We start from the raw sequence: 9578 nt of genomic DNA, 5'->3' as shown, positions 1-9578 counted from the left end.
TTACATATAAATAGCGCAACACCTCAAAAAAGTCTATATCACCAAACTCCACTCAACTTTCAACATAATAAACTACAAACAATACTGAGGTGAGCTTAAGTCACAGGAGAACTTTACGGTTAAGAATGATTATCTGCTACAATTATCACCATTGTTTTTGACAATACTCTCACTTTCTGAAAAAGTGGTGATAACAAGCAGTTGCCTTTCAATGTTGGCTAATAATCAAACAAATAATATGCCTAGAATTCTTATCAAAATCGCGACTTTTTTACTCTTTTGCATTTATATGGCAAATCCTGCCTATGCATTAACCTTAAACTCCACTTCTTTAGGGGTTCAAGATGGGCTGTCACAAAGTAATGTAACCTCCATTGTTGAAGATGCCGATGGTTATATCTGGATAGGCACTGTTAACGGACTTAATCGATATGATGGTAAAGAGTTCCGCCACTACTTTCCTTCAGCAGAGCATGAGCTTCCTAGCGCATTCATTCGCAGTCTATTTATCAGCGATAGCGGTGTTATGTATATAGGTACAGATAAAGGCCTGGCTGTATATGATTCATTAACCGATAGAATCGTCTCTTCGGAAAAATTTGGATTAAATTTAAATGAACCTATATGGTCGATATTTAAGAATAAAAACCAACTTTTCTTAGGTACTGAAAATGCCATTCACACTGTCGATATAACTAAAGCAAAAAGTTTAAGTCTCTCACTCATTGATAGCTATAAAGGAAATTTCAATGGTGTTAAAGAGTTTGCCTTTGTTGCTGGAAACACTTTTTTTAGAAATTATTCTGGCTCAGTTATAAATATCAACGACCTAGACACTGTAATCTATAACAATGTTTACTCCATGCGACAAAAAGATAGTAGTCTCTTATTATTCACAACAAGTGGAGTATATCAGTATAAAGGGAGCATTATAGAAAAGCTGAACAACTCTATCTACTCCAGCGTCAGCAATACCGCAAGTGGTCATATTGCATTATCAAAAACTGCTATTTATCAAATTGATAACATCAACGAACCTGTAGTTATAGGCTCTTTGAAAAAACCTCTCCAAAATATTGAATATGCAAAGATTAGCAGAGGAAAAAACAAAACTTTCATCTCTAATCAGGATAATGGTTTACTAATAATCAATGATATTAAAAATATTATCCAGACAAAAACAATCAACGGAGGTAATGTTTGGTCTATTTCAAAAGCTAGCAGTTCTGACATCATCGTCACAACAGATGAGCAGGAGATAAAGGTCTATGACTCAAATTTAACACTAAAGCAAGAGTACGCATCTAACATTGAAGGCCCTAAGTCTGCATCCATCTTAAATGGAAGTATATATGTAGCCAGCAAAGAGGGATTAGTTGCCATCAATATCAGTTCAGGTGAAATAACCAAAATCATAGATGAAAGACTCTTCATTACTAAGGTTCACAGTGACAACAAAAGCATTATCATTGGCTCTAGCGCTGGAGACATAATTCTTTACAACACAGAGACAGAAGAAATATCAAAGTATACGGTTGACAAGAACAACCCCGTATTTGATATAAAAGAGCATAATGGCCAATTATTTGTTGCAACCCAAGGCGGACTATTCAAGCTGGACAAAAATAATGTACAAATTTTATATAAAGACCAACTAGTCGCGAGCATTGATATTATTAATGAAAAACTATATTTTGGCACAGGAAAAGGTCTAAACCTCTACAATTTAAATACGAAAGCCATAGATACCTTATACTCCAACAACAAACCTGTTTTTTCAATATCACACAGCAACAAGCACGTAATAGCATCATCACTTAACGAATTAATTGTTAATGATATAACTAACGGCCACACATTCATTATAAATGATGAATTTGGAATTCAAAACGAATATAACACACACGCTATTTTAAAAAACGACAATCATCTTTTAATTGGTGGAATATCCGGATTAAGCTACATTTCGACAGAAAAGCTAAATAATTACTTATTAATTAACAAAGCACCAAATACCATACTTGAAGACTTGTTGATTTTTAACATCCGTGAAGAGACTGCTGGAAATGTATTAAATAGACAATTATCAAAAACGAAATCAATAAAACTTAAATATTCAGACTATCCTTTCACAATTACATTTAATAGTCCAAGTAGCTCTTTTAAAGACATCAACTACGTATATCAAATGCAGGGACTTTCAGAATCACTGATCCAATCAAAAGGGACAAACTCTGCCACCTATACTAATTTATCTCCTGGTGATTATCAGTTCTCTATTTATGCTATTGATCCTGTCACCGGAAAACACGGACAAATTCGTGAGTTAAATATTGAGATTACACCACCATGGTGGTTATCAACTACAGCGAAGTTTATCTACCTCCTCTGTTTCTTATTTATCTCTTTCTTAATCATCAAAGCCATACTACGCCGACGTGAAGTTCAAAGACAGATAGCCAAGAGTGAGGAGCGGCTTAAGCTTTCTCTTTGGGGTAGCGGCGATGAAATGTGGGACTGGGATATTGAAACGGGTCAAATTTACCGCTCCAATATCTGGGGCTCGCTTGAGTTTCCGCAAGATGGGCAGCGCTCAGGCAGTAAGGGAGAAGAGAGTAACATTCATCCTATGGATCAAGAGCGTGTCCGCGAAGCATTAAATAAACACTTTTACGGCGAAACCGACCATTTCGAAGCTGCCTATCGAGTCAAAGGCAAATCGAATGAGTGGGTTTGGATCCTAGATAGAGCCAAAATTGTTGAACGTGATGAAAACGATAATGCGCTCAGAATGACGGGAACCATCAAAAACATCAGCAACTTTAAACAAGCTGAAGAACAATTAAGGTTGTTTGAGCGCGCGATTCAGAATATTTCTGAAGGCATGTTTATTCTCGATAGTAATTTTAAGTTTGTAGAAGTCAATGAGGCATGCTGCGACTTATCTATGATGAGTAAGAATGAGTTAATTGGCACCCTATTTAATTTTGATCTCTACCCTGATAGCTACTCAGAGCAGATCCGTTCAATCCTTAAGCAGCAAGGCCGTTGGAATAACGAAGTCGAATCAATACGAGGCAACGGTAGTAGCTTTTTAATGGAGCTCTCTGTTGATGCAATCTACGATGAACAAGGCGAGTTATCGCATTACGTCGGAGTATTTTCCGATGTCAGCCGCCGCAAACAACAAGAAGAAGAGCTTCGAAAACTCACCAATAATGATTTATTAACTAACTTACCAAATCGTTCTAACTTGATGGTGACCCTTGGCAACTTAGTCAAAAGAGACTCTCACCACACTCTTATGGTATTAGACTTAGATAACTTTAAGAAAATTAATGATTCTTTAGGTCACCAAGCCGGTGATGAGCTGTTAGTACAAGTGTCTGAACGGATTCAAGTGGCGGTACCAAGCCATACCAGTATCTACCGTTTAGGTGGAGATGAGTTTGCCATATTAGTTGATAAGAACCCTGATATCGGTACTAGCGCCATCATTGCAAAAAACGTCATTCATGCCTTCGAAACCCCCTTTGAGCTGAGCAATGAAAAAGTCGTCGTCGGCTTAAGTATTGGTATTGTGTTGTATCCTGAAGATGATCAAAACGAGCAAGCACTACTCAGAAAAGCAGATATCGCTATGTATCACGCTAAATCTGCAGGTGGTAATCGTTACCAGTTCTATTCTGAGTCCTTGAATAAGAATGCCATTCGCCAGTTAGAAGTTGAAAATTTAATTAGAGATGGCCTTAAAGACGATCTATTTGAAGTCTATTACCAACCTAAAATCGATTTAAAATCTGGCCATATGGCGGGAATGGAAGCTCTGGTTCGCTTAAACCATCCAGAGCTGGGCTTAATCGCTCCTAATGAATTTATCCCATTAGCTGAAGAAAATGGATTAATTGTAGAAATTGGCGATGTTGTACTCAAGAAAGCCTGCTTCGCGGCGCAAAAGTGGCGTTCACAAGGATTGTTTAACGGCCGAGTTGCTGTCAATTTATCGTCGAAACAGTTCGCCTTACCTGATTTACAGCAACGAGTTGAGTCAATTTTACGACTAACTCAATTACCAGCCGCTAATTTAGAGCTTGAAATAACCGAAGGTACAGTGATTAAAGAACCTGAAAAGGCAATTAAAGTCATGCAGCAATTATCTAAAATGGGTGTCAGTTTGGCCCTAGATGACTTTGGCACAGGTTACTCATCACTTTCTTATTTAAAACGCTTTCCTATTCATACTTTAAAGATAGATAAAGCCTTTGTTGATGATATAGACAAGTCAGATCGCGATCTAAAGATGGTTGATTCTATTATCACTATTGCCCATAACATGGGGCTTTCAGTGGTTGGAGAGGGAGTCGAAGAAGCTTCTCAACTCAGTATATTACGCGCATTGAAATGTGAAGAGATCCAAGGTTATATCTTCAGCAAAGCAGTAACCGAAAACGAATTCACCCAGCTACTTAAGCAAGACTCGAATAGCCAAACTATGACCGCATCCCCTGCCAAAAGAGGTTAAAAAACACAACAAAACAAACATTGGCACAACAACTGCAACAACCTTCTCATAAGTCAAAAATATTACTTTATATTTAATACTCTACGAGAAGGTAAAAAAAATGAAAACGATAATTAAAGGATTAGTTACTTCTGCGTCTGTTTTGTGTTCTTTACCAGTGTTAGCTTCTATCAATGCAACGCCGACGCAAATCAATACAGATCATGTTAATCCATACAACACTCTTATTACTCTAGCTGGCTTCCCAAACATTAAGTATCAGCCACTACAAACCGCAGGTTTCCCTAATATTAAGTATCAGCCACTACAAACCGCAGGCTTCCCAAATATTAAATATAAGCCACTACAAACCGCAGGCTTCCCAAATATTAAGTATCAGCCACTACAAACTGCTGGTTTCCCTAATATTAAGTATCAGCCGCTACAAACCGCAGGCTTCCCAAACATTAAGTATCAGCCACTACAAACTGCTGGTTTCCCTAATATTAAGTATCAGCCACTACAAACTGCAGGTTTCCCAAATATTAAATATCAGCCGCTACAAACCGCAGGCTTCCCAAACATTAAGTATCAGCCACTACAAACTGCAGGTTTCCCAAATATTAAATATCAGCCGCTACAAACCGCAGGCTTCCCTAATATAAAATACATCAACCAAGCAACGGCTTAATAAGGGATATGACTATGTTTGACTCACTTAAAAAAGTCCTAGGTTTTGAAAAGCCTGCTCGTAAAAAAGTCCAGCTACCTGAAGGTTTGAACCATTTACAAGTAACCCCAGCTAAAGTCTGGTGGAATTAAGTACACCAAAGATTGAGGAGTATGATTATGTTTAATTCATTAATGATAGTACTTGGATTAGCCAAACCTGCTCGTAAGAAGGTTCAGTTGCCTGATGGCCTAAATCATCTTGAAGTTATCCCAGCCAAAGGTTGGTGGAACTAAGTCACTAGCATAAGCTATCGACTTAAGTTCAAATAACAAAAAAGGAGCATAAGCTCCTTTTTTGTTATCTCTATAAAACTCATTATTGAACAACTTATAGAATAATGGAGATCCCCTGCTTGCCCATTGCCTTACGGTAGACAAGTTGTTTATGTGAATTAAATAAAGGATACGCCGCAGGTCCGACTAGCGTACCAGCAACGACCCAGCGCTTTACAGGCAAACCAGCTTTAAATGCCGAATGACCTAGAGAATATCCTGAATACATTAATAGCAATACGATAGCGAATAACACTTATCTACACCCCACTTCAAATAAGTTTGCCTTTGCAGGACCAGCTTAACCAGCTGGGCATTATATAGCCAAAACCTGACAAAGGAGAGCGTTTTTTAGGCAAGGCTGGACCTTGTAGCAAAAGAAAAGCGGCATCATGCTGCCGCTTTGCTAGTTAAATAGGTTTAGTGAGGCTAAGTTAAAACAAATTATTCTCCGTCATCAAGAATTAACTATTGCCTCACTGGCTTAACTAAAAAAAGCGTGTACCATCGCTAGCCATCTGCTTAAGTGTATCTGCAGGTTCAAAACGACTACCGTAACGAGCTTGATAACTTTCTAACATTTTTACTAAGTTATCGGCTCCAAGCGTGTCTATATAATGGAAAGGCCCACCGAGGAACGGCGGGAAGCCAATACCGAATATCGCACCAATATCACCATCTCTAGGACAAGAGATTATCTTTTCCTCAAGACAGCGAATAGCTTCATTTAGCATCTGTACTACGCAGCGCTGAGCCACTTCAGTCGCTTCGGTATCTACACCAGGCTTAAGCCCTAAAACGCTATAGACAGTTTGATCAACTTCTTTGGTCTTTGTCTTAGTGCCATACAGGTAGAAACCTTTACCATTCTTACGACCTTTTCTATCATCGGCTAAAAGCTTATCGAAAGCAGCAGGGGCTTTAAAACGCTCTCCTAACTCAGACTCTAAGATAGGAGAAATCTTGGCGCCAACATCAATACCTACTTCATCAAGTAATGTCATTGGTCCGACTGGGAAACCAAACTTAACTAACGCCTTATCAAGATGTTCTACGCTTTGGCCTTCAAGCAGTAATTGCGCCGCCTCGTTCATATACAGAGCTAAGATTCGGTTAACATAAAATCCTGCCCCATCTTGCACAACAATCGGGGTTTTACCCTGCTTCTTAGCAAACGCTACTGTAGTGGCAATAGTTTCTGGCGATGTTTTAGCATGGGCAATCACTTCAACTAATGGCATTTTCTCTACTGGAGAGAAATAGTGTAGACCGATAACATTTTCTGGTCGGCTTGCCGCTTCGGCAATCTGGCCGATGGGTAGAGAAGAAGTATTTGAGGCAAAAATAGTGTGCTCGCCGCACTCACGTTCAACATCTTTGACCATCTGATGTTTTAAAGCCAAATCTTCAAAAACCGCCTCAACCACCATATCAGCATCTTTAATGCCTTTATATTCTGTGGTTGTGGTCATAAGCGCCATTAAGTTGTCACGCACAGCGGGGGTCATATGGCGGCGTTTAACACCTTTATCTAAAAGCTTATAGGCATAAGACAAGGCATTGCTTAAGCCTGTTTCGCTGATATCTTTAACTCGAGCAGGAATTTTTGCTTTAGTCGTGGTTACAGAGGCAATACCGCCCCCCATTAATCCACCGCCTAATACCATCACCTTATTCACTTTAGCCGGCTTTACATCCCCAGCGCCGGTTTCTTTCTTCATCTCTGTGGTGGCAAAAAAGATACTGCGTAATGACTCTGATTCTTTAGACATTACTAGCTCAGCAAAATGGCTTGCTTCAACCTCAAGCCCTTTTACCATGCCTTTTGTCATACCTTGACGCACGCAATCAATGATCTTAGCTGGGGCAGGATAGTTACCCTGAGTCTTTTTCGCGACTTGCTTGCCTGCTTGATCGAAAATAATGTTACGGCCCGCACTCGTGCCTTCCAGCATTTTGTTGATAAAAGACTGCTTCTTTTTCTGAGCGGGACGCTTACCCGCCAGTGCCATCTCAACCGCAGTACGCAGCAGAATCGACTCAGGTACCGCATCATCGACTAAGCCCATTTTTAACGCCTGCTTAGGGCGAAGCTGTTTACCCGTTAGCATCATGTCTAGCGCGGTTGTCACGCCAACTAAACGTGGCAAGCGTTGAGTACCACCTCCGCCTGGTAACAAACCTAGCTGCACTTCAGGCACACCCATCATGGTTTTTGGATTAAGTGAGCATACTCGTTTATGACAGGCTAAAGCCAGTTCCAGACCGCCACCTAAACAAGCGCCATTAATGGCAACAACTACAGGAATGGTTAAACTTTCTAACTCGTTAAATACTACGTGCCCCTGCTGAGACAACAACTTGGCATCGGCCGCTGTTTCACAGGCATCAAGCATTGAAATATCCGCGCCAGCAACAAAAGAGTCTTTTTTCCCAGAAACTAAAACCAGCCCTTTGATACTCGCATCGGCCTTAATCTCAGCAAGCACTTCGCTGATCTCTGGGCCAAACTCACTGCGAAGTGTATTCATGGTTTCGCCAGGTACGTCCATCGTTAATACGGCAATACCATCATCACGACGAGATAAATTAAATGTCTTTTCCATAAGAATTACTCCACTTCCACAATCATTGCTGCGCCTAGACCACCCGCAGCACATGCTGTTGCGAGACCCGTACCACCACCGCGGCGTTTAAGTTCATGACACACTTGAGTGACTAAACGCGTACCCGTTGCGGCAAATGGATGACCATAGGCCAATGAGCCACCAAGAACATTAAACTTGCTCATATCGATTTCACCGATAGCACGATTACGGCCAAGTTTCTCAGCTGCAAACTTTTTCGAACCAAACATTTGCATGTTTGCCAGCGTTTGAGCAGCAAAAGCTTCATGCATCTCAATCAAGGTTAGATCCTCTAACTCCATCCCTGCGCGCTTAAGCGCCAGAGGCGTCGCGTAAGATGGCCCCATCAACATGTCTTCCCAGACATCGATAGCAGTGAAGGCGTAACTCTTAATGTAACCAATAGGAGTGTAACCTAAGGCCTTAGCACGGCCTTCGCTCATCAAGAGTACGGCCGACGCACCATCGGTTAATGGCGTGCTGTTTGCCGCTGTAACCGAGCCATGTTTACGATCGAAAGCTGGACGCAATTTCGCGTAAGACTCAAGCTTAGAGTTTTCACGAATGTTGTTATCACGGTCGATAAAGGCTTTATAAGGCGGGACATGAGCAACCATCACCTCTTCAGCCAGCTTGCCCGCATTCCAGGTTTCTGTAGCTAAAGTGTGTGAGCGGTGCGCTAACGCATCTTGATCGGCGCGGCTAATATTGTAGGTCTTGGCCATCTGCTCAGCGGTTTGCCCCATAGATAAGCCGGTTGAGTACTCGGCTACAGCAGGTGGAACGGGTAATAAGTCTTTAAGGCCTAAGCGGCGAAAAATAGAAAGTCTTTGCCCAAGGCTGCGGGCCTTATTAAGGTCGACTAAGGCATGAGCTAATTTTTTAGAGACACCAATAGGTAACACAGAGGAAGAGTCTGCACCGCCCGCGATACCGATATCGAGGTTCCCCGTCATGATAGACTCAGCAACGTTCACCGTAGACTGAAAACTTGTCGCACAAGCACGGGTCACGCTGTACGCGTCAGTACTGACATTCATGCCAGTCCCCAATACAATTTCCCGTGCGATATTTGGTGCAGCTGGCATCTGTACCACTTGCCCGTAAACAAGCTGTTCAATCTCTTTAGGATCGAGCTCAGAGCGAGCAAGCAGTTCATTTACAACCATCTTGCCCATATCTAATGCCGACACCCCATGAAAAGCGGTGGCTTGTTTAGCAAATGGTGTACGTAATCCCGACACAATAGCGATCCGCTCGCCCCTCGCATTCGTCACCTGTTGTCTATCACTCATTTTTCGCCCTCTTATTCTGCACGCTAACCTGAAGTTGCACGCTTTCTTATATCCTTGGGAAACCTATTTACCTTTAACTAGACAGGTCTGACCATTAAAGTGTGATCTGATTCTAACTTCTTAGGCCAAAGTTTTAAACACTTGTTTGTT

5 protein-coding genes are annotated in these 9578 nt (G+C 41.2%); 2 read left to right on the top strand and 3 right to left on the bottom strand.

Annotated elements, in window-relative coordinates; translation table 11 throughout:
• The first annotated feature begins 211 nt into the window (after positions 1–211).
• Both K5Q73_RS12750 and K5Q73_RS12745 read left to right on the top strand, forming a co-directional pair.
• Complete coding sequence (locus K5Q73_RS12750; RefSeq protein WP_220759497.1) at positions 212–4522, top strand: EAL domain-containing protein; 4311 nt, start codon at positions 212–214, stop codon at positions 4520–4522.
• A 100-nt stretch (positions 4523–4622) separates the two neighbouring features.
• A complete protein-coding gene (locus K5Q73_RS12745) occupies positions 4623–5192 on the top strand; it encodes a hypothetical protein (protein WP_220766149.1) in 570 nt (189 codons plus the stop codon).
• Between the two features lie 369 nt (positions 5193–5561).
• Here the strand turns inward: K5Q73_RS12745 and K5Q73_RS12740 are convergent, their stop codons facing one another.
• From K5Q73_RS12740 to fadI, 3 genes are all read right to left on the bottom strand, one after another.
• Positions 5562–5762: a hypothetical protein gene (locus K5Q73_RS12740; protein ID WP_220759495.1), complete on the bottom strand. Its 201-nt coding sequence runs from the start codon at positions 5760–5762 to the stop codon at positions 5562–5564.
• A 232-nt stretch (positions 5763–5994) separates the two neighbouring features.
• The gene (fadJ, locus tag K5Q73_RS12735) at positions 5995–8112 is read right to left on the bottom strand and encodes a fatty acid oxidation complex subunit alpha FadJ (protein WP_220759494.1); all 2118 of its coding nucleotides are present in this window, start codon (positions 8110–8112) and stop codon (positions 5995–5997) included.
• Between the two features lie 5 nt (positions 8113–8117).
• Positions 8118–9428 carry an acetyl-CoA C-acyltransferase FadI gene (fadI, locus tag K5Q73_RS12730; RefSeq protein ID WP_220759493.1) on the bottom strand — a complete coding sequence of 437 codons (1311 nt, stop codon included), beginning with the start codon at positions 9426–9428 and terminating at the stop codon, positions 8118–8120.
• Between the last annotated feature and the right edge of the window lie 150 nt (positions 9429–9578).

Source organism: Shewanella sp. MBTL60-112-B2 (assembly GCF_019655055.1).
Lineage (GTDB): Bacteria > Pseudomonadota > Gammaproteobacteria > Enterobacterales > Shewanellaceae > Shewanella.
Note: the sequence above shows the minus strand (reverse complement) of the source record. Positions and strands in the feature narration are given on the sequence as shown.

What these genes read in the sequence shown, in the direction of transcription:
- K5Q73_RS12750 (WP_220759497.1), top strand. Translation starts at nt 212, where the DNA reads ATGTTGGCTAATAATCAAACAAATAATATGCCTAGAATTCTTATCAAA.
- K5Q73_RS12745 (WP_220766149.1), top strand. Translation starts at nt 4,623, where the DNA reads ATGAAAACGATAATTAAAGGATTAGTTACTTCTGCGTCTGTTTTGTGT.
- fadJ (WP_220759494.1), bottom strand. Translation starts at nt 8,112, where the DNA reads ATGGAAAAGACATTTAATTTATCTCGTCGTGATGATGGTATTGCCGTA.
- fadI (WP_220759493.1), bottom strand. Translation starts at nt 9,428, where the DNA reads ATGAGTGATAGACAACAGGTGACGAATGCGAGGGGCGAGCGGATCGCT.